Consider the following 19,966-nt stretch of genomic DNA (forward strand, 5'->3'; position numbering starts at 1 on the left):
TGGCCGTGGGTCGACGTCGAGTTGCGTCGCCCTTCTGCTGGCCCTCGACCCGGATCCCCGCTTGGCCGGACGTGGCAAAGCCGACGTAACCCGCCTCGCTCGGCCCGGGCCCCACCGACCGCCCGGTGGCTCCGCTCGGCTTCCGTGTGGCCCAGCCGACGGTCGTCAACACCTACGACGCCGACGTCCCGCTGTCCTGGACCGCGTTGCCCGGCCTGGCCTACCGCCTGTACGACGGCGCCACGGTGGTCGGCACGTACCCGGGCAACGCCGTGACCCTGCGCACCCGCGGCGCTGAACGCCACCAGTACCGGCTGACCGCGGTCAACGCGAACGGCGACGAGTCCCCGCCGACTGCCCCGGTCGACGTGATCACCCCCTTCCTGGTCGCCCCGTGAGGTCGCGGCGCGGCCGGTCCTGACCGGCTGGCGCGATCGCCGCGGCGGCCCGGCGACCGATCCGCCGTACACCCTCGCACAAAGTTGAAGAGTGTCCACTCAAGCTCTGCACCAGCGCGTTGAGGAGCGGACGGGGGTTCGCGATACCGGCCCGGACGCACACGCTCTCGCTCGTCCGAGTGGTCATCGTCGAGGACGGTTGGCAGTGGACAGGCTGCCTCCCAGCAGCGAAGATCGGCCCGTCGGCCGTTCACTGGTGAGGGGGCTTCGTGCAGATTCGGCGCTCCATCTCCGGTGAGGGCAGAGTATCGGCCTTGTCCGCTCCGGCGTTCGTGGGGCGGGAGCGTGAGCTGGCGGCGTTGGGCAGCGCGTTGGCGGAGCCGCCGTTCGTGGTGCTGTTGGAGGGAGAGGCCGGAGTCGGTAAGAGCCGGCTGCTGCGCGAGTTCTTGGAATCGGCCGTCAGCGGGGGGCACCGTAGCCTGGTCGGTGTCTGCCCGCCGCTGCGTGAGCCCTACACCCTCGGACCGGTGGTGGACGCCATCCGCGAGGCGACCGACACCCTCGCGGGGCCGAGGCTGAGCGGGCTGGCGGGGGCGCTGCGACCGCTGTTTCCCGAGTGGGCTGCCGATCTGCCTGCGGCGCCGGATCCCCTACCTGATCCGAGTGCCGCGCGGCACCGGTTGTTCCGTGCTCTGGTCGAGCTGATCGGTTGGCTCGATGTGACGGTGCTGGTGCTCGACGACATGCACTGGGCCGATGAGGCAACGATCGAGTTTCTTCTGTTTGTCCTGTCGCGTCCGCAGCCGCCGGTGAACGTGGTGGTGACCTACCGGCCCGGGGAGGTGCCTGAGGATGGGATGTTGCGCCGGCTCTCCTCCCGTCTTCCCTCGTTCGGGCTGCGGCTGCGGCTGGATCCGTTGAGCACGGACGAAACCGCCGCGTTTGTCTCCTCGATGCTGGCTGAGGAACCGGTGTCGGGGGAGTTCGCGGCGGCTCTGTGGCGTGGTACGGCGGGGTTGCCGTTGGCGTTGGAGGAGACGGTGCGGTTGATGTACGACCGTGCTGATCTGGTGCGTCGGCGTGGTGAGTGGATGCGTCGGCCGTTGGCCAAGATTGATGTTCCTCCGGCCATTCGTGATGCCGTGCTGGAGCGGGTTGTTCGTCTGGACGCTGACACCCGTACCGTGTTGAACGCCGCGGCCGTGCTCGGCGATCCATCCGGCCAGGGCACGTTGGCGGCGGTGGCGGGATTGTCGGATGAGCGGTTCGCCGCTGGGCTGGTCGGTGCGTTGGCTTCCGGGTTGTTGACGGAGGATCCGCGTGGTCTGGTCTCCTACCACCACGGGCTGGTCTGCCGCACGATCTACGAGAAGGTGCCCTCGCCGGAGCGGCGGCACCGGCACCTGCTGGCGGGGCGGGTGTTGGAGAGCGTCACGCCGGTGCCCGCCATCCAGTTGGTGCGTCACTTCCGCGAGTCCGACCAGCGTGATGACTGCTGCCGGTATGTGGAGCGGGCGGTGGCCATGTGCCGCCTGTCCGGCGACGAGATTACCGCCAGCAATCTGTTGCATCGCCTGCTGACCAGTTTCGTGCTGCCCGTGGGGGAGCTGGTGCGGTTCGTCACCATGCTCAGTGGGGTGACCCGGTGGCATCAGGTGGCCGACGTGATCCGGGTGTTGGAGTCGGCTCTGCTCGGGGAGGGTCTGACCGGGCAGGAGCGCGCGGACCTGCACTTCCAACTGGCTCGGCTGCACCGGAGCACCTCGAACTACCGCGAGGTCCGGCGGCAGATGGCGCAGGTCGTCGAGGACCTTCCGGCGGACTCTTACCAGGCGCTCCGCAGCCGGCTTTTTCTCGCTGTCGCCATGGGCGACGTGCGTCCGGCCGCGGAGCACCTACGCTGGCTACGCGAGACCGTGATCCCGGCGGCGCTCACTCCCGAGCAGCGGCTGGTGGTGGCCGTTGATCGGGTCCTCGCCTCGGTCCTACTCGGTCAGGAGTCCGACGCCTGGGACGACGTCCGCCTGTTGCCGGAGCGGCCGACGAATCCGTCCGAAGCGAACATCGTCGCGGTGATACGTAAGAATGTCGCCGAGGCAACCATGCACTGGGGACGTTACGAGGAGGCGCGGGACTCGCTCGCGCGGGCGATCCACGCGATGGCTGAGCACGAGCTACCCGGTGCCCACGCGATGACCTCGGTGACACAGGCGCGGCTTGACTGGCTGACCGGCCGTTGGGACGGTCTGGCCGAGCGGCTGCAGGAGTTCATCGAGGACGAGGCGGTGCCGTCCGAGGGGCGAAGTGAGGCAGCGCTGCTCGCCGGTTGGCTCCACACGGCGCTGGGTCATGATGCTGCCGCTGAACAGTATCTGCTGGCCGCGCGGCAGGACGGTGAGCGGCGCAACGCCACCGACCTGCTGGTCGAGTCGACGGTGGGTCTGGCCGCGCTGCGGGTCTCCGCCGGGGATTTCGAGGCGGCGCTGCTGATGACCGAAGAGCCGGTGGAGATAACCGTCGACAAAGGGATCTGGATGTGGGGCGCCCTGGTCCTGCCGGTGCGCACCCAGGCGCTCATCGGCGCCGGCCGGGCCACCGACGCGGATGCTCTGATCGCCGCGCTCGAGAACGTCGTGGGCGAGGCGAACGTTCCGGGAGTACGCGCGGCGATCGTGTTGTGCCGGGCGTTCGTGGCCCAGGCGAAGGGCAATCCGGTTCAGGCCGCGTCTCTGTTCGGCCGGGCGGCGCGGGCGTTCGACCGGTTGCCACAGCCGTACCTGGCGGCCCTGAGCCGGGAACAGCAGGCCGGCTGCCTGCTGGCCTGCGGTCGGGAGGAGACCGGCCGTGCCCTGCTCGCAGAGGCCCTGGACGCCTGTTCGCGGCTTGGTGTCGCGCACCGTCCCGCCCCGGTGCGCCGCCCCGGGCGGCCGAGTTACGGCGACCAACTCTCCCCGCGTGAGCGCGACGTGGTTCGGCTGGTGATCGACGGCCAGACCAACCAGCAGATCGCGGCCGCGCTGGTGGTGTCCCGGCAGACCGTGGTCAGCCATCTGCAGTCGGCGATGCGCAAACTACGGGTCAACTCGCGCACCGCGTTGGCGGTCAAGGCGGTGGAGGAGGACCTCGTCAACACCGACGAGGAAATTCCGGGCCGCGACGAGAAAATGTCCGCACACCGGCGCGGCAATTAGGTCACTACATCGCCCAATCGATTGGCAGTCGTTCCCGGCCCAGAATCTGTGACATGTCCAGAGCACACATCGAACCGGTGTCACCGGGGAGCGAGCCCAGCGACGAGGAACACGTGTCCGGCGACCCCCTACGGCCGGAGGCGGCCCGCACCGACCCGGCCGACGAGGAGTCGGACGGCGGGTACGAGCCGCTGTAGGAACCGATCCACGGGACATACCCGCGAGGCGTCGTACCACCCCCAGATCAGGCAAGCGATGCCCTGCGGATCGTGACGTGTGCTCTCTCCCACAGGAGAAGGAGACCCCCAGTGAGAAATCTCAGGCGACGTCTTGTCGCCCTGATCACGGCTGGAACAGTCCTCGGGACTGTCACTCCGGCCCTGGTCATCCAACCTGCGGTGGCGGCACCGCCACCCACCTCCGCAGGTAAGCAACCGCCGCTGTCCCTACCCGACGACGTGTTGAAGTTGGCGGCCGGCTCCCCAGCCACCTTGCCTCTCACACTGATCACCGGTGATGTCGTCCACGTCGGTCTGTCCGCGCAGGGTAAGCCGGAGGTACGCCGGATCGAGGCGGCGACCCGTGCGGACGGAGCCGGCGTCGCGTTCCACACCATCACCTACAAGGGCAACGTGCATGTGGTGCCCAGCGACGCGTTGTCGTTGATCGGCACCGGCCTGCTGGACTGGGGCCTGTTCGACCTGGCCGAACTTGCCAAGGTGGCGGCGGGGGGCACCGTTGGTCAGGTGCCGACGCTGATCACCTACACCGACAAGGCCATCGCCGCCCGGTCGGCCGCCCCCAAGTCCGCCCCGATGGCCGGCGCGGCCAAGGGGCGCACCCTGCGCAGCATCAACGGCCAGGCGATGACCGTCAAGGGCGGCGGCCAGTGGTGGCGTGAGGTTCGGGCCAAGAGCAACACCCGATCCGCCGCGTCGGCCCGGGCGGCAGGCCCCCTGGCCGGGGTCGGAAAGATCTGGCTCAACGGGCAGACCAAGATCACGCTGGAGGATTCGGTACCCCAGATCGGCGCCCCGATCGCCTGGGCGCGCGGTTTCAACGGCTTCAACGTCACCGTGGCGGTGCTGGACACCGGCATCGACGCCACCCACCCCGACGTGGCCGACCGGCTCATCGACAAGGTCGACTTCACCGGCACCAACTCCGAGGCCAAGGACGGTCACGGACACGGGACCCACGTGGCGGCGACCGTTCTGGGCACCGGCGCGGCCTCCAACGGGCTGCGCAAGGGCGTGGCACCCGCAGCGAAACTGCTGGTGGGCAAGGTCTGCACCGACGCTGGCGGCTGCACGGACGCCGACGTCATCGCCGGGATGGAGTGGGCTGCCCAGTCCGAGGCGAAGATCATCAGCATGAGTCTCGGGGGAGGGCCCACCGACGGCACCGACCCGATGAGCCAGACGCTGAACCACCTGAGCCGTACCACCGGAAAGCTCTTCGTGGTGGCCGCGGGCAACTCCGGCCCGACCGCGGGGACTGTAGGGACGCCGGGCGCGGCGGACGAGGCGCTTACCGTCGCCGCGATCGACAAAGAAGACGGCATGGCGGACTTCTCCAGCCGTGGCCCGCGGGTGGGCGACGGCGAGGCCAAGCCTGACATCGCCGCGCCGGGGGTCGCCATCGTGGCCGCCCGCGCGTCGGGCACCGCGATGGGCAGGGTGGTCGACGACCACTACACCTCCGCCAACGGCACCTCCATGGCAACCCCGCACGTGGCCGGGGCTGCCGCGATCGTCGCCAGCAAGTACCCGGACCTCACCGGGGCGCAGATCAAGGCGCTGTTGATGGGCAGTGCCAGAGACCTCGGGCACGACATCTACTCCCAGGGCGTCGGCAGCGTGGACCTGGTCCGCGCCATCGACCCGACCGTCATCGGCACGGGCAGCCTCGGCTTCGGCCGGTACGAGTATCCGCACTCGGCGATGACCCGGACGCACACCTACACCAACCACACCGATCAGCCGATCACCCTCAAGCTGTCCACCACGCTGACGAACGGTGGCCAGAACGCGCCGGCCGGGTTGCTGACCCTCAGCGCCTCGGAGCTGACCGTCGCCGCGAAGGGGTCCGCCGACGTCACGGTCACGATCGACGGCAGCGTCCTGGGTGAGGCCGGACCGTACGGCAAGTTCAACGGTCGGCTCAACGCGCACGACAGTGCCGGTGAGCTGCGGTCCAGCGCAAGCATCAACACCTTCCTGGAGCCGATCCGCCACACGCTGTCCGTCAAGGTCATCCCGCCCGACGGCGCCGTCGACTTCGCCTCCAGCAATCCCCTGCTTGTCAACGTGGACGACAAGTCGGATCTGCATGGGAAGACGCCCACCACGCCGTCCGGCCCGGGTTTCTCCGCGCGGCTGTTCAACGGTGTCTTCGCCGCAGGCCTCGCCGTCACGTGGAAGGACTCCGCCGGGCGGCGGCACGAGGCTGCGCCGTTGGTTCCCGAGGTGAACCTCACCAAGGACACGACCGTCACCCTGGACCTGCGCAAGGCCAAGCCGGTCACCGTGCAGGGCCTGCCGGCGACCGAGCGATACAGCTCGGCCGTCCGTTACAGCCGGGTGTCGGCCAAGGGTGACCGGGAAATGTCCGCGCAGCTGTCGCCACCGACCTACGGTGCTTACGATGTCACGGCGTGGGCGCTGCCGACCGGTCCCGTCCGGACCGGCACGCTGGAGCACGACACCTTCGCGGTGCTCGTCACCCCGGTGGTCACCATGACCGCGCTCGGCGGCGGCGCACCGGTCGACCTGAAGGCCCGCTACCACGCTCCGAACACCGGCCTGACCATCGGTACCCAGTCTTGGATGGAAGGACAGAAGACAAAGTTCCGTAGCCTGGTGGCCCCTGTCCCGCGCCTGGCCACCCGAGGAAAGGCCGGCGTGGTCCACGCCGGTACCGGTACCCCCGGAGAGCTCGCCAAGGTAAACGCCCGCGGCAAACTGGTGCTGCTCACCCCGACCGACATCTGCACCATCAACGGCTGCACGTTCCAGGCCCTGCGCGAGCGGGTTGCGGCGGCGGCGACAGCCGGTGCGATCGGTGTCATGGTCGCGGGCCCGGCCGGAATGACCCGTATGGGCATGCCGGACGACTCCACTAACGTCGAATGCCCCGACGGGCCCGACAGCTGCCCGGCGCCGGAAGCGTTCCTCGCGCTGCCGACCGTCTCGGTTCCGGCGGGCGAGGCCGACCGGCTGGTCTCGCGGCTGAAAAAGGGCTCCGACGTCGACATCAAGTTCGGCGGCAAGGCCAAGCCGGAGGTCTACACCCTCGCGTTCCACACCGCCGGACGGATCCCGGATCCTACGTACCGGTTGAAGCAGCGTGACCTGAGCAAGATTGAGCACCGCCTTCACGCCGACCGGCCCGGCCACGTCACGAGCCTGGTGTGGTCCCCGTGGGTCGAGCTCCGCTCCGCTCCGCAGATGCTGCCGCTGCCGACCGTGGCGACGCGCGACACGCTGACCACCTTCACCAACCGTCAGGCCGACGCGATCCATTACTTCCAGCTCAACTGGGCGGACTCCGTGGGCTCGGACCAAAACCGCCAGGAAACCCAGGAACTGATGCTGGGCAGGAACAACACGGTGCGCTGGAACACCGGGCCGACCCTTCCGGGCGCGATTTCACCGGTCCGCACGGCATCCGGCTTCGGGCTCGACGAAGGGCTGCCGTGTGCGGGTTGCCGGCAGGGCAACACCTTCCTGCCGAGCTTCCTCGCGACAAGTAGCAGCGGTAAGCGGCAGAGCATGGCCGGCTTCAAGGACGACCAGGGCATCCTGTCCTTCTTGTACGGGATCTCGTACTGCGGTAACTGCGACGTCAGCCTTTACGACTCCTCCGGCGTCGAGTACGAGCAGAAGGTGATCAAGTTCGGCTTCACCATCGGCGCCGGCTCCAGCGCGGTGTCCACGACGACTTCCAGAGGACAGCGATGACCACCGATTTGAGAAGGGACATCGAGGTGACCGAGACGACAGCGCCGTCCGTGGCCGAGCCGGCCCGCCGGTCCCGCTCGGGCATGGTGCTAGCGACGCTGATCGCGGCGGGTCTGTTCGGGTTGGGCTGCTCGGTAACCGGCGAAGCCGTCACGTACGACCTGCCGGCAGAGTCGGCCCGGTACACGTTCGAGGCGGAGACCGACGGCGTGAAGACGCAGTGGGAGTACCTATCCGCCAAGCCGACCGCCGATGACGTCACAAAAAGCCAGCCCTGCATGGGCGAGGTGCTCGGCATCGAGGGCGAATGCCGGCCGGAGCCGCTCATCTTCCTGCGCTACGACCTCGGTCTGGAGCTGGACAACACGGTCAAGGCCGGCAGCGACCACCCCATCACCATCACCGGGTACTACCAGGAGCGGCTGAGCACCCCGCCCACGGTGACCAATATGCAGGTCGAAGCCAGCTTCGACGGCGGGAAGACCTGGCAGCCGGTGACGGTGTCGGCGAAGGGCACGAACACGTTCGGCGCCACGATCCGGAATCCTAAGAAGGACGCAACCGGCGCGGTGTCGCTGCGGACCACCGCCTCGGACAGCCAGGGCAACACCGTGAAGCAGACCATGCCGACGGCGTACCGACTGAGCTGACCCTTCCCAACAAAGAGGTGCCCGCGGTCTCAGCCGCGGGCACCTCTTCCCTCAGCGACATGCGTCACCGCCTCGTCCAGGATGATCCGCCACCCGGCTGTCTACCCTGTGGCAAGCTGGCGCCAATACGGCGAGCGGTAGGGGCGCGGGCTCATCCCGGTGGTGCTGAGGTGCGGTGGGTCGCCGCTGACGGCGCGCATGCAACACTTCCAATATCCGCTGCGTGCTGGGAGAGGTATGAACACGGCGCTGCTGCACAGGCGTTGTCCCGCGCTCGAGCGAGAGCTGCCGTTCCTCCGGCTCGGGGACGGCCCGACTCCGGTGCGAGAGCTCACCGGAACCATCCGGAACGACCTGTGGTGCAAGGACGAAAGCGGATACGGCTCGGGCGGCTGGGGCGGTAACAAGGTTCGCAAGCTGGAGTGGCTCCTGCCCGAGGTGCGACGGCGTGGGGCGCGCACCGTCCTGACCGTCGGCGCGACCGGGACGAACTGGGGCCTGGCGGCGGCGCTGTACGCGCGCGAACTCGGCATCGACACCGTCCTCGCCCTCATCGACCAGCCCGAGGACGAGCATGTGCGCGAGCAGCAGCGCAGGTTGCGGTCGTCCAGCGCGACCATCCACTTCACCCGCACCAAGTTGTTGACAATCGCCGCCGCACCGTGGCTGTTCCTGCGACACGCGCACGGACTGCGGCTGCCTTGCTACCTGCCCGCCGGCGGCTCCGCGTCAATCGGTGTGCTCGGCTACGTCGAGGTGGGACTGGAACTCGGGGAGCAAGTGGCGGCGGGCGAGCTGCCGGAGCCCTGGCACATAGTCACCGCCGTGGGCTCGGGTGGGACCGCCGCGGGTCTGGCACTGGGCTGCGCGCTGGCCGGACTGCGGTCGCAGGTGCTCGGGGTGGTGGTCAACGACACCTTGCCGCTCGCCGCGAGCGATCTGACCCGGCTCGCTGACCGGGCCGCGATCGTGCTGCGCAAGCGCGGAGCAGCATTCGGCATTCCACCGCTGCGGCTCGCCTCGACCCGCGCCTACCTGGGCAACGGCTACGGCCACCCCACATCCGAAGCCGCCGCCGCTGCGGACGTCGCCGCGGCCGCCGGGCTGCAGTTGGACCCCGTGTACACCGCCAAGGCGTTCGCCGCCGCACTGGCAGCCGATCTGGACGGCCCGGTGCTGTTCCTGAACACCTACGGCCCGAGGCAGTGAGCGAGCGGATCGCCGCACCGTCGGCCACCGCAGGGCTCCGGATCTCCCCTCAAACCTCACCGCGCCGACACGTTCAAGCTGTCGACGAGTCCGCAGTGGTCACGGTGCTGCGCGCTGTCGCTGCTCGGCTTCGAGCACGGTCGCGAGGGCGGCCCGCTCGGCCTGATGCCGGCGGAGCAGTTCATCGCTGTACGTTCGCCACGCGGCATCCTGCTCCGCTGTCATGTCGCCTCCGTCGACTTCAAACTCGATATCTGGATGGGCGTCGAGAAACGCTGCGAACAGCCGACCCATTTCCCGGCTGTGCCGGCGGTTGAGTTCGATTCGTCGCGGGTCCATGCATCCTCACAATCCTGACAAGGCTGTCGCCTCGAGACGGCAGCTCGACTTAGTTTCCGACCTCGGCCTGTTGCCGGGCCGCCTCGTCGGCCGCCATGCGGTCGAGCCGGGCCAGCACGCCGTCGGGGCGCAGCCAGCCGTATCCGACGTCCTGAAGCCGGCGCAGCAGGACGTCGACGTTGTGGGTCGTCCACTGCGGACCGTATCGGCGCAGGAACATTTCGAGGTACGGTGTTGCGCCGTCATCCCAGTCGGCCACGGCCCGGGCCTCGAGCTCCCAGTCGAGCTCCCAGCACCGCAGGTTGTCACCGACTCCGGCCAGTAGGAAGCGACCGTCGGGCGTCAACGCGAGGCAGCTGACACCCTGTTCGTGACCGTCGAGGACCCGTACGCGCCGTGCACTATGGACGTCCCATACCTCGATGGGTGACCAGAAGGCGGCGCACACGGCGAAGCGGCCGTCCGCGGTCATCCGGACCGTGTGAAATCCACGGGCCGGCGACCCGTCCAAGGTCCGCGTGATCCTCCCTGTGGCGACATTCCACAGGTGGAAGCCGTCGTCGCCGCCGGCCATCACGGAACCTCCGTCGGCACTGAGCGACACGGTACGCATCCGGGCGGCGGCCAGGCGGCTTTCCTCCCCTCGCAACCGGCTCACGGATCCGCCGTCCGCCAGGCTCCACACTTCGACCTCGCCGCCCTTCGCGGTCACGACGAGACGGCCGTCTTCACCGACGCACATGTCGTCGATGCCCCAGACGCGGCCCCTCAGTTCCCCGACGGGAGCCCCGGTCTCCAGGTCCCAGTATCGGATCGTGCCGTCCTTACCGCCGACCACGGCCTGCGTGCCGTCGGGGCTGAACCGCACCGGCGATGAACGGTGTGTCAACCCTCGGTTGCGCTCGATGATGCGTAGACACCGGCCGGTGTCGAGGTCCCATAGGCGAACGGTGCCGTCCCGGCTCGAGGACAGGGCCCGCCGTCCGTCGTCGCTCAGGCGGACCGACTCCACCATGTGCTGGTGGCCTTCCAGAACCTGTAGGCACGTACCCGCCTCGAGGTCCCACACCCGGACCGCTGCGTCGCTGCCGCCGGACAACCCGATCCGGCCGTCATCGGACAGGTCCACCGCCTGCACTGACTTGCTCTGCCCCGTCAGGAGTCTTGACGACCAGGCCGATCGCAGACCCGTGCGCACGCCGTGGCGGCCCAGTGCACACCAGGCGGATATGAGGCGCGGCGCCCGCTCGTACCCTTCGATCGAGCGTGCCTGCCGCAACAGGTCAAGCGCCGCCGGGAAACGGCCGCCCGCCATCGCCTGCTCCGCCTCGGCCACCAGCGAGTCCACCCGGCCGCCGAGCCGGCTCAATTCGATGTGCCGGCGCGGCCGGCTCAATCGTGGCGTGCCCCGGTACCGGCCGGGCAGCTCCCACCGCCGTACCGTCCTGTCCTGTCCGGTCGACAGCGCGGAACGGCCGTCGGCATCCAGCCGGACCAGGGTGGTGCCGCCCTGGTGAGCGCCGAACGTCCGCAGGCACCGACCGCTGTCCAGTTCCCACAGCCGGATACTGCGGCCGTCGCCGCCGGAGATCAGGAGTCGCGCACCGGCGTCGAAGGAAAGGGCGTCGGGGGTGGTTCCTCCCTTCAGAACGCGTACGCAGCGACCATCGCCGAGATCCCAAACCCGGATCGTGCCGCCGTGGCATCCGGTGGCGGCGTAACGACCGTCGGCGCTGAAACACAGGCTGGTCACCCCCGACTCGTGCGGGGCCAACTCCTGCCGGCACTGTCCGTCGGCCAGATCCCACAGCCGCACGACACGCTCCCGCTCCTGCTCGCGCCCGCGCCAACCGACCGACAGTGCCCAGCGGCCGTCGTCGCTTGTCGACACCAACCGTCCGGTCGCGGCCTCGTCGAGCGTCCGCATCCGTCGGCCAGGGGTGTCCCAGATGCGCAGCACGCCGTCCAGGCCCGCGTAGAGGACGTAGCGCCCGTCGGGGGTCAGCCGGATCGCCGTGCGGTCGACGCGCAGGGCGAGTTCCCCGATCCGGTCGCCGCTGCCCCAGTTCGGCGGGTTGGGGCTGGCGTACAGGCGGCGGCCCTTGGGCGACCTGCGGAAGCGGGTGCTGGTCAGCTCCCAGAACCACACGGACTCGTCCTCACATACGGAGACGGCCCAGCGTCCGTCCGGCGTGAGGTCGACCGCGTGCAGCGGCCGGCGGTGCCCGCCGAGTGTCCGTACGCACTGCCCGCTGTGGACATCCCAGAGTCTGAGCGCGCCGTCCCAGCCACCGGAGAGCATCAACCGTCCGTCGGGGGTGACGGCGAGCGGGATCCGGTAAGGATCCTCGCCGACCGAGTAGAGGTCACGCTGGCGCCGGGGCCAGGGTACCTGCCACTCGCGGGTGCAGCGCGCGTCGATGAACTCGGGGGAGGCAATCAGATCCAGGGCCTCGATGACCTCGCGTTCATCCGGTCGCTCACGGGCCACCTCGGCGAGCAGCGTGCGGGCCGTAACCAGGTCGCCGCGTTCCAGATGGATCTGGGCGAGCGCGTACCGCACCTCCAGGGGATCACTGCTGTCCGCGAGGGTCGCCTCGATCTCGGCGAGGAGCGCGTCGTCGGTGACCGCGCCGCGGCGCCACTTCACCAGTCCGGCGTTGTACATGGCCCGCGCGTTGCGTGGGTCGGCCGCCAGCGCCTGCGCGAACGCCTGGTCGGCCTCGTCCGGTCGGTCGAGGTCGAGCAGCGACACCGCCCGGTTGTTGAGTTCATCGGTGAGCAGGTCGGCCATGGCGGGTGCCGCCCGCGGGTAGGCGTGGCCGGTGACCGCCTGGTAGATGTCGATCAGCTCGGTGGCGACGTCGGGCATGGAGCTCGGCCGGTCGGCGGGATCCTTGCGGAGGCACCGCTCGAGCAGGTCGCCGAGGGCCGGCGGAATGGCGACGGCGCCTGCCACGGCGTCCATGCGGAGACCGGTCAGCGCCGCCCCCGCGGCGGTACCCGCCATCCAGGTCACCTTGCCGGCGCACATCTGCAGCAGTGACACAGCGAAGCTGTAGATGTCGGTACGCCGCCCCACCTGCTCCCCTGCGGCCTGCTCGGGCGAGGCGTACAACGGTGTCATTCCGCTGCCGCCGGGCACCAGGATGCTGGCGCCGGCCGGCGCGTCGGTGCCGACCGTGATCGGGAATTCCCGGGCCCGGGCCATGCCGAAGTCGGTAATCTTCGCGGTGACCGCGCCGTCCTCGATGTCGAGCAGCACATTGGCCGGTTTCACATCCCGGTGCACCAGGCCACGGCTGTGCGCGTGGTCGAGTCCCCACGCGGTCTGGATCGCCACGTCCAGGATCCGGGCCGTCACCTCGGTCGGGTCACCGTCGTACAGCCGCCGGCTTCTGATCCAGTCGTACAGGTTGCCGCCGGAGACGTACTCGGCGAACACCCGGGGTACACCGTCCAGCACCCGGACGTAGTAGCAGTTGCACACGTGCGGATGCAGGCCCAGCGACACCCACGTTTCCGCCTCGGCGATGAACCGCTGCTGATCCTTCGGTCGCCAGAACAGCTCCGGCCGGGGGCTCTTCACCGCGAGGTTGATGCCCCAGGTCAGGTGCTGGACCCGGTACACCAGGCCCATCCCGCCCTGCTCGTGTACGAGGGTCACCCGGTACCGGCCATCGATCACCTCGCCGACCTGCCACGTCATTGCACGCTCACCCCTGCTCCTCGTCCTGCTCCTCGCCGAGCAGGCGCAGATCCGACGGCATCAGCGTGGTGCTGAGCAGCAGCGCCTGGATCAGGTTGTGGTTCAGCGTGTTGCCCACCGGTTCGCCGACCCCGTCCTCGCGCCGGAGCCCGGGAATCGGATCGGGGCCCTCGGCCAGGCGCTCGCGCACCGCGGCGACGAGGTGCGCCGCGGTCTTCGGCGTCCACTGCCTGCCGTCCGGTACCCGGTTGAGGTCGCTCGCCACCTGGTTCCAGGACACGGGTTGGGGATAGCGTTCCTGGCGCAGGTACCGCTGCGCGAGCGCGGTCAGCACCAGCCGCTCCGCCAGACTCAGGTCGTAGACCTCCGGCGTCCTCGTCCGGCTGCGTTGTTCGACGTAGGCGTCGGTGATCCGGAACCCGACGACGTAAACCTCGAGCAGATGTGACCGGCCCTTCGGGGAGCCGATGAACAGCGGGTTGTAACCCGGTTCGATCAGCCGTTCGTGACCGGACAGCAGCATCGCATCACCGGACAGTTGGAGCGGCAGCTTGCCCTTGTTGCGGATTCGCCACTCCAGCCCGTCGCCCACGATCATGCCGTGCAGTCGACTGACATAGGGATCGTCGAGGCCGATCGGCACATGGACGTCGTCCCTGTCGCGACCGAAGTGAAGCGTGAACTTCCGGGGCGGCACGGCGAACCCGCCATCGGCGCCCAGCGCGAAGATCGTGCCCGGCGGCGCCGGCGGCACCCCGCCGGCCAGGCTGCGGGTGGACGCAGGCAACACCTGCGGCACGAACTCTTTCATCGCCACCTCGCACTCCCTTCCGGCCCCACCGCACGCTAACCCATCCGGTTCGGGACCGGTCCCGGTCACCGTGTGCTGCAATGTCGCCTTCGAAGGAGGGCAACGGGCGTGCCGTGGTTCGCTGTTGAGGGCTCGCCGGAGGCCGCGAGAACATCCGCTCCGGCGGCGACGACTGCCGCGCGGCGTCCTCGATGGCGAAGCACGGGAGGGTACGCGGATGAATGAGGCGCGAGCGATTTCGCGGGTGGTGGACTGGATCAGGTCCCAGGACATCGACTACCCCACGGAGGGGCTGGAGGCGGACCGTTTCGAGGTGGGCTGGGCCGTGTACGCGCCGGTGGAAATCGACGACAGCGATCCGATGGCCTTCCTGGACATGCCGGTGGGGCGGTCGGTGTTTCTCATCGGTGATTCCGGGCGCATCGAGGAGGTCTCGTCCTCCGTACCGCCGCAGCAGGCCTACGGCCAGTTCATCGAGGTCGAGCTCCGCAGCGGGGGCGGGTGCGGCGGCTCCGACGAGTCGGAGTTCATGGCCGAGTTCGAGCGACTGGTCAACCAGGCCGCGTCCGAGGGCGCACCGGTGATCAGCGGGTTCAGCATCGTCGACGCCCCCACCGACAACGCCGAGACCGCAGCCGAAGCCTCCCGGCTGATCGACCCGATCGTGCAGCAGTTGGCCCAGCTCGGTCCCGCCGGCTGGGACCGGTTCTCGGCCGAGTTCGCGTACACCGTCTCCGCTGAGATCGCCCAACTGCACTTCCGCGTACAGGGCCGATCAGGGCTCGTACCGGTGCCGAATCCGCTCGGTGAGCTGGTCCGCCGCCAGCGCGAGGTTGCCGCGCGGATGCCGGCCGGGCCCTGGTGGCGACTGCTGTTGACTGTCACTAACCGCGGCGAGACGACTGTGAACTACGACTACGGCGACCAACCCTTTCCCGACGACCAACTGATGCTTCCGGAGCACTACCGCAACGACCTGGCGCAGTATCCGCGTACCCGCGTGCCGGTATGGCTCGCCGGGTACGTTGCCGGGCCCGGGGCGCAGGGTCGCGACCCCGGTCAGGCCGCTGTCGCGGCCGTCGCGGATCGTGGCGCTGTGGCTGCCGACGCAGTCCCTCCGCTCCCGGAGGTCTGGGCGCGCTGGGCGGTGCTCTCGGCGATCGAAGCCGGCCTCCGGGCGGAGTCGGGGCCACACATCTTCCCCGGCCACGCGTGGTACGAGGACGGCCAGCGCAACGGATCCGTCCTCTTCCTGCTCCCCGGCGAACGCGCGGTGCTCTCCGGTGGACGATGGAACTCCGCGCTGTTGGAGGCCGCCTACAACCGTGGTGCACGCCTGCCCGACCTCTACACAGGGGCTCCGGCCTGGGTCACGGACAGCGTTCTCAACACCCGCAACCGAAACGGCCTGCTGACGTTCTGCTGGTGGTGGGCCGACGGGCGGTGGCACCGGGGCACCACCGACACCCTCGGCGAACTTGACGTCTCCCTCCCTCACGTCTGGACCTTGGACGCGACCCTCCAGGCGATGGTCAGCCGAACCGGTCCGCGTACGGCGCGGGAGTGTGGGGCGCTGCTCAGCGCGGCCATCAGCCACCGCGCCACTGCCGGCCAGGTGGCCGCGCTGTTCGCCGACAGGCCCGACGCCGACGTGCACACCGCTGTCAACCAACTCGACCTGGCCGGTCTGCTGACCGGCTGAGCCACGACAACCCGGCGGTACGGGTCGCGCGAGCCACAGCGTCACCGCAGTCGAGCCCTCGCGCATATCCGGGCCCGCCCTGGCTGCCGATCATCGACGAACCCGCCGGGGATCTGCTGACCACCGGACAGATCGCGGGGCCCGGTGACACGAACAGGAAGGCGGCACCATGAGCGTTGACACTGAGGCGTTGTTGGCCGTGCTCGCGGATGTGCACGCAATCCTGACGCGGGAAGGCAATGACTTTTCGTGGTCGTCGTTTCCTGATGCGGATGCCGCGCTGCAGGAGGTCGAGCGGTTGAGCGCTGCGGTTCGTGCCGGTGATCCGCCGCTGCTGATGCTCACGGTCTTGTTCGCGCCGACAGGTCCGATCCAGGAGGTCTCGCTGTCCAGCGGATGGGCTGAGGAGTTTCTCGTTCTCGCCGGTCGTTTCGACGCGGCGATGACCGGCGTTGCCCTGCCGTGACCGAAGGTCGCCGCTTGGTCTCTTTCTGCGCGATGATTTGATGCACCGCCAGGTGGCTGCTGGTGCAGCAGACCCAGCGGTTCCTCGACGGAAGTCGGCGACCCGCACTGGAAGAAGACCCTTCGGCTACCACCCGCTGCTGTGCTTCCTGGACAACACCGGCGAAGCCCTCACCGGCCTGCTGCGTGAAGGCCGGGCCGGAGGGCCGGGTGGCTGTCGCTTGAGCGCCTGCACTTCGACGTCGGAGGGTTGCCCTGTTGCCGACACCACGTCGAAGCGCACTGTCACACGATCACCAACCTATCGCTTGTTTGGTAGACTCAGCGGCCATGCTGACTCCCAGATCCGCGCCGGGGGAGTCGCCTCGCTACGCAAGGAGACCCTCACGATGAAGGTGCTCGTGGTCGGTGGAACCGGCATGATCGGGGCCCACACCGCCCGCTACCTGCGGGATCGGGGAGACGACGTCATCGTCGCCGCCCGAGGGCCGGTTGATGCGGACTCGCCCGTCGCCGACCTGCCCGCCCTCCGCGGGGACTACACCCGCCAGACCTTCACCCGGGAAGACCTGACCCCCTTCGACGCGGTCGTCTTCGCCGCAGGGCAGGACGTGCGCCATCTGCCCCGCGACGTGGACGAAACCCGGTTCTGGAAGGAGACCCAGAGCGCGGGGGTGCCGGCGTTCGCCGCGCTCGCCAAGAGCGCTGGTGTCTCCCGCTTCGTCCAGGTCGGCAGCTACTACCACCACGTGCAACCCGCCCTGGCCGACTCCAGCGCCTACGTGGCCGCCCGCCGCGACGCCGACGAGGGAGCCCGGGCGCTGGCTGACGCCTCCTTCACGGTCTGCACCCTCAACCCGCCCTCGATCATCGGTGCCATCCCCGGCATCACGGCCAAGCGCTACCGCCGCATGGTGTCCTGGGCAGCCGGCAACGAGCCGCAGATCCCCGACCACGCACCGGCCGGCGGCACGAACTACATGTCGGTCCGGTCCCTGGCCGAGGCGATCGGCGGCGCGCTCGACCGCGGCACGGCGGGCGCGGCATACCTCATCGGTGACGCCAACCTCACGTTCGCGCAGTTCTTCCAGCTGCTCGTCGACGCGGCCGGGGGCAACCGCACCATCGCCGAGCTCGACGAGCCACACCCCTTCATGCCCGACTCGATGATCGTCCAGGGCCGCGGGAACGTCCTCGCCTACGAACCGGATCCGGCCGAGACCGCACTGCTCGGCTACACCCGCGGTGACTGCGAGCGGGCCGTCGCCGAGCTCGTCGAGGTCGTGCGCGCGGCGACCGCGCCCGCGGCGTGACCACCCTCGACGCGGCCGACCTCACCGCGCTGCGCTTGCTCTCCGAGACGTACGCGGCGGCCGCCGACGACCGTGACGCAGCCGCGATCGGCGCGCTCTTCGTCCCGGACGGCGTCCTCGTCGTTCCCGAGCCGCCGGCTCACCTCGACCCCCACGTGTCCCACGTCGGCCGCCCCGCTGTCGTAGCCGCGCTCGGGGCACTCGCCTCCACCCTGGCGACGACCCACGTCGTGGCCGGGGCGCGCTACCTGCCGACGTCGACCGGGGCCTGTGGCCGGGTCCGCGGCACGGCTCACCACCTGCTGCCCGGTCGCGAGGGGCCCTCGGACCTCGTCTGGTTCCTGCACTACGACGACGAGTACGCGCGCACCGGCGAAGGATGGGCCTTCACGCGTCGCGCGGTGACCATCAACTGGATCGAACGCCATCGCGTCTCCGTGACCAGGACCGACGAGGAAGGAACCGGCAGATGAGCGCCACCCGCAGGCTCGAGGACCAGATCGCGGTCGTCACCGGCGGTGCCCTCGGGATCGGCGGCGGTATCTCCCGCCGTCTCGCCGCCGCGGGTGCCCACGTCGTTCTCGTCGACATCGACGGGGAGGCCGCCGACGACACCGCCGCCGACATCCGTAGCGCCGGCGGCGAGGTCGAGGTCGTCCTCGCCGACGTGCGCACCGCTGACGGTGTCGCCGCCGCGGTCGCCGCCGCGTCGGCCCTCGACTCGGGGCGGGTCGACGTGCTCGTCAACAACGTCGGCGACTTCCGCCCGGCCTCCAAGACCTTCCTGCACTCGACCCCGCAGCAGTGGCAGGCGCTCTACGAGATCAACCTGTGGCACGTGCTCGCGATGACCCATGCGCTGCTGCCCGGCATGGTCGAGCGAGGCCGTGGTGCCATCGTCAACAACTCGACCGTCGAGGCCTTCCGGGGTATCCCGGCGTGCGCCCCGTACTCCGCCTACAACGCCGGGGTCAGCGCCTTCACCAGGAGCCTCTCCGTCGAGGTCGCCGGCTACGGGGTACGGGTCAACGCGATCGCGCCCGACCTCGCCGACACGCCCCAGACCCCGGCCGCGGCGATGCTGCGCGGACGCGACCCGGAGCTCATCCGCACGTGGATCCCCGTCGGGCGCTTCGGTGAGCCCGACGACTACGCCGCCGTCGTCGAGTTCCTCGCCAGTGACGACGCCCGCTTCGTCACCGGGCACACGATCCCCGTCGACGGAGGGACCCTGGCCGCCTCGGGCTGGTACGCGCGGGTCGACGGCAAGGGCTGGTCGAACATGCCCAACGAGGCCTGACCGTGGGCGCCGGGACCCACGCGGGTCCCGGCGCCCACGGCCGTGCTCAGTCGCGGCGGTCGAGGCCGAAGAGCTCGGCTGCCGCCGCGAGCTGGTCGAGGTACTCGGCCAGCTCGCGGTGCCGCACGACGAGGTTGACCACGGTGGTCCCCGCCTCGCCGAGCCGGCCGACGAGGTCGAGCGTGGCCTCCGGGTCGCCCATCGGGTCGAGGCGGGCCGGAGGCGTGATGACGACCTCGAACCCCTCCGGCAGGTCGTGCTCGGCGAGCATCCGCGGCAGGGTCTGCAGGTCCGGGCCGCGATACGTCACCGGGGCGGGTGCCCACCCGTCGCCCAGGGTGACCGCGCGCCGGAGGGCACGCTTGCTGTGACCGCCGACCCAGATCGGAACCTTCTCCTGGACCGCGTGCGGGTTGATGACCTGCTCGGTGAAGTCGTAGTACTCCCCGTGGTAGGTCGCGAGCCGCACCGACAGCGACGCCCGCAGGGCCCGCAGGGCGTCGTCCGCCCGTGGTCCGCGGTCGGCGAACGGGCGCCCGAGCAACGCGAACTCCTCCTCGAGGTTGCCGACGCCCACCCCGAGGACGACCCGCCCCCCGCTGAGGTGGTCGAGGGTGCCGTACCGCTTGGCCAGCTCGAGCGGATGGTGCAGCCCGAGCACGAGCACGTACGGCAGGAAGCGGATCCGCTCCGTGATCGCCGCGAGGTAGGAGAACGTCGCGACCGGGTCGTAGAAGCGTTCACCCCGGGGCAGCCCCGCTGGCACGCTGACGTGCTCCGGGCAGGTGAAGAACTCGTACCCGAGCCGGTCGGCGGTCGTGAAGACCTCCCGCAGCTCGGCGACCCCGGCCTCGGCCTCCCACGCGGGCCGGGGCCCGGAGTCGGCCAGGACCGGGGAGCTGAGGCCGATGCGCACG

Annotated in this window: 15 protein-coding genes; 11 read left to right on the forward strand and 4 right to left on the reverse strand. The window is 69.7% G+C overall.

The window, feature by feature from the left end:
• Positions 1-125: 125 nt before the first annotated feature.
• The 6 genes from AB0D32_RS13985 (at position 126) to AB0D32_RS14010 (ending at position 9,410) form a co-directional block, all read left to right on the forward strand.
• Positions 126-398 carry a hypothetical protein gene (locus AB0D32_RS13985; RefSeq protein WP_357089214.1) on the forward strand — a complete coding sequence of 91 codons (273 nt, stop codon included), beginning with the start codon at positions 126-128 and terminating at the stop codon, positions 396-398.
• Between the two features lie 269 nt (positions 399-667).
• Positions 668-3,589 carry an AAA family ATPase gene (locus AB0D32_RS13990; RefSeq protein ID WP_357089216.1) on the forward strand — a complete coding sequence of 974 codons (2,922 nt, stop codon included), beginning with the start codon at positions 668-670 and terminating at the stop codon, positions 3,587-3,589.
• Between the two features lie 53 nt (positions 3,590-3,642).
• The gene (locus AB0D32_RS13995; protein WP_357089219.1) at positions 3,643-3,786 is read left to right on the forward strand and encodes a hypothetical protein; all 144 of its coding nucleotides are present in this window, start codon (positions 3,643-3,645) and stop codon (positions 3,784-3,786) included.
• A gap of 294 nt (positions 3,787-4,080) precedes the next feature.
• Positions 4,081-7,551 (forward strand): S8 family peptidase, encoded by a 3,471-nt coding sequence (locus tag AB0D32_RS14000; protein WP_357089222.1) that lies wholly within the window; start codon positions 4,081-4,083, stop codon positions 7,549-7,551.
• Positions 7,548-8,201, forward strand: a complete 654-nt coding sequence (locus AB0D32_RS14005; protein WP_357089225.1) for a hypothetical protein — start codon at positions 7,548-7,550, stop codon at positions 8,199-8,201. The genes AB0D32_RS14000 and AB0D32_RS14005 overlap by 4 nt, the downstream gene beginning before the upstream one ends.
• A gap of 237 nt (positions 8,202-8,438) precedes the next feature.
• Entirely contained in the window at positions 8,439-9,410 is a 972-nt protein-coding gene (locus AB0D32_RS14010; RefSeq protein WP_357089228.1) for a pyridoxal-phosphate dependent enzyme, read from the forward strand.
• A 99-nt stretch (positions 9,411-9,509) separates the two neighbouring features.
• Here AB0D32_RS14010 and AB0D32_RS14015 read toward each other — a convergent pair whose 3' ends face one another.
• Genes AB0D32_RS14015 through AB0D32_RS14025 form a run of 3 tightly spaced genes read right to left on the reverse strand, consistent with a single transcriptional unit; the run spans position 9,510 to position 14,275 of the window.
• Complete coding sequence (locus tag AB0D32_RS14015) at positions 9,510-9,749, reverse strand: hypothetical protein (protein WP_357089231.1); 240 nt, start codon at positions 9,747-9,749, stop codon at positions 9,510-9,512.
• A 49-nt stretch (positions 9,750-9,798) separates the two neighbouring features.
• Positions 9,799-13,458, reverse strand: coding sequence for a protein kinase (locus tag AB0D32_RS14020; protein ID WP_357089234.1), 3,660 nt, complete (start codon positions 13,456-13,458; stop codon positions 9,799-9,801).
• A gap of 7 nt (positions 13,459-13,465) precedes the next feature.
• Positions 13,466-14,275 (reverse strand): FHA domain-containing protein, encoded by an 810-nt coding sequence (locus AB0D32_RS14025; protein WP_357089237.1) that lies wholly within the window; start codon positions 14,273-14,275, stop codon positions 13,466-13,468.
• A 211-nt stretch (positions 14,276-14,486) separates the two neighbouring features.
• Here AB0D32_RS14025 and AB0D32_RS14030 point away from each other — a divergent pair, with 211 nt between their 5' ends.
• The 5 genes from AB0D32_RS14030 to AB0D32_RS14050 all read left to right on the forward strand — a co-directional run bounded on the left by AB0D32_RS14030 (position 14,487) and on the right by AB0D32_RS14050 (position 19,049).
• Positions 14,487-15,971, forward strand: a complete 1,485-nt coding sequence (locus tag AB0D32_RS14030) for a hypothetical protein (RefSeq protein WP_357089240.1) — start codon at positions 14,487-14,489, stop codon at positions 15,969-15,971.
• A 169-nt stretch (positions 15,972-16,140) separates the two neighbouring features.
• Complete coding sequence (locus AB0D32_RS14035; protein WP_357089244.1) at positions 16,141-16,437, forward strand: hypothetical protein; 297 nt, start codon at positions 16,141-16,143, stop codon at positions 16,435-16,437.
• Between the two features lie 388 nt (positions 16,438-16,825).
• Positions 16,826-17,749 carry an NAD(P)-dependent oxidoreductase gene (locus tag AB0D32_RS14040; protein ID WP_357089507.1) on the forward strand — a complete coding sequence of 308 codons (924 nt, stop codon included), beginning with the start codon at positions 16,826-16,828 and terminating at the stop codon, positions 17,747-17,749.
• On the forward strand, positions 17,746-18,222 hold the full coding sequence (locus tag AB0D32_RS14045; protein ID WP_357089247.1) for a nuclear transport factor 2 family protein: 477 nt from the start codon (positions 17,746-17,748) through the stop codon (positions 18,220-18,222). Before AB0D32_RS14040 ends, AB0D32_RS14045 begins: the two co-directional genes overlap by 4 nt.
• A complete protein-coding gene (locus AB0D32_RS14050; RefSeq protein ID WP_357089249.1) occupies positions 18,219-19,049 on the forward strand; it encodes an SDR family NAD(P)-dependent oxidoreductase in 831 nt (276 codons plus the stop codon). Before AB0D32_RS14045 ends, AB0D32_RS14050 begins: the two co-directional genes overlap by 4 nt.
• A gap of 46 nt (positions 19,050-19,095) precedes the next feature.
• On the opposite strand, the gene AB0D32_RS14055 is transcribed toward AB0D32_RS14050, so the two are convergent.
• On the reverse strand, positions 19,096-19,965 hold the full coding sequence (locus AB0D32_RS14055) for a TIGR03619 family F420-dependent LLM class oxidoreductase (RefSeq protein ID WP_357089252.1): 870 nt from the start codon (positions 19,963-19,965) through the stop codon (positions 19,096-19,098).
• Between the last annotated feature and the right edge of the window lies 1 nt (position 19,966).

Source organism: Micromonospora sp. NPDC048170 (genome assembly GCF_040652795.1).
Classification (GTDB): Bacteria; Actinomycetota; Actinomycetes; order Mycobacteriales; family Micromonosporaceae; genus Micromonospora.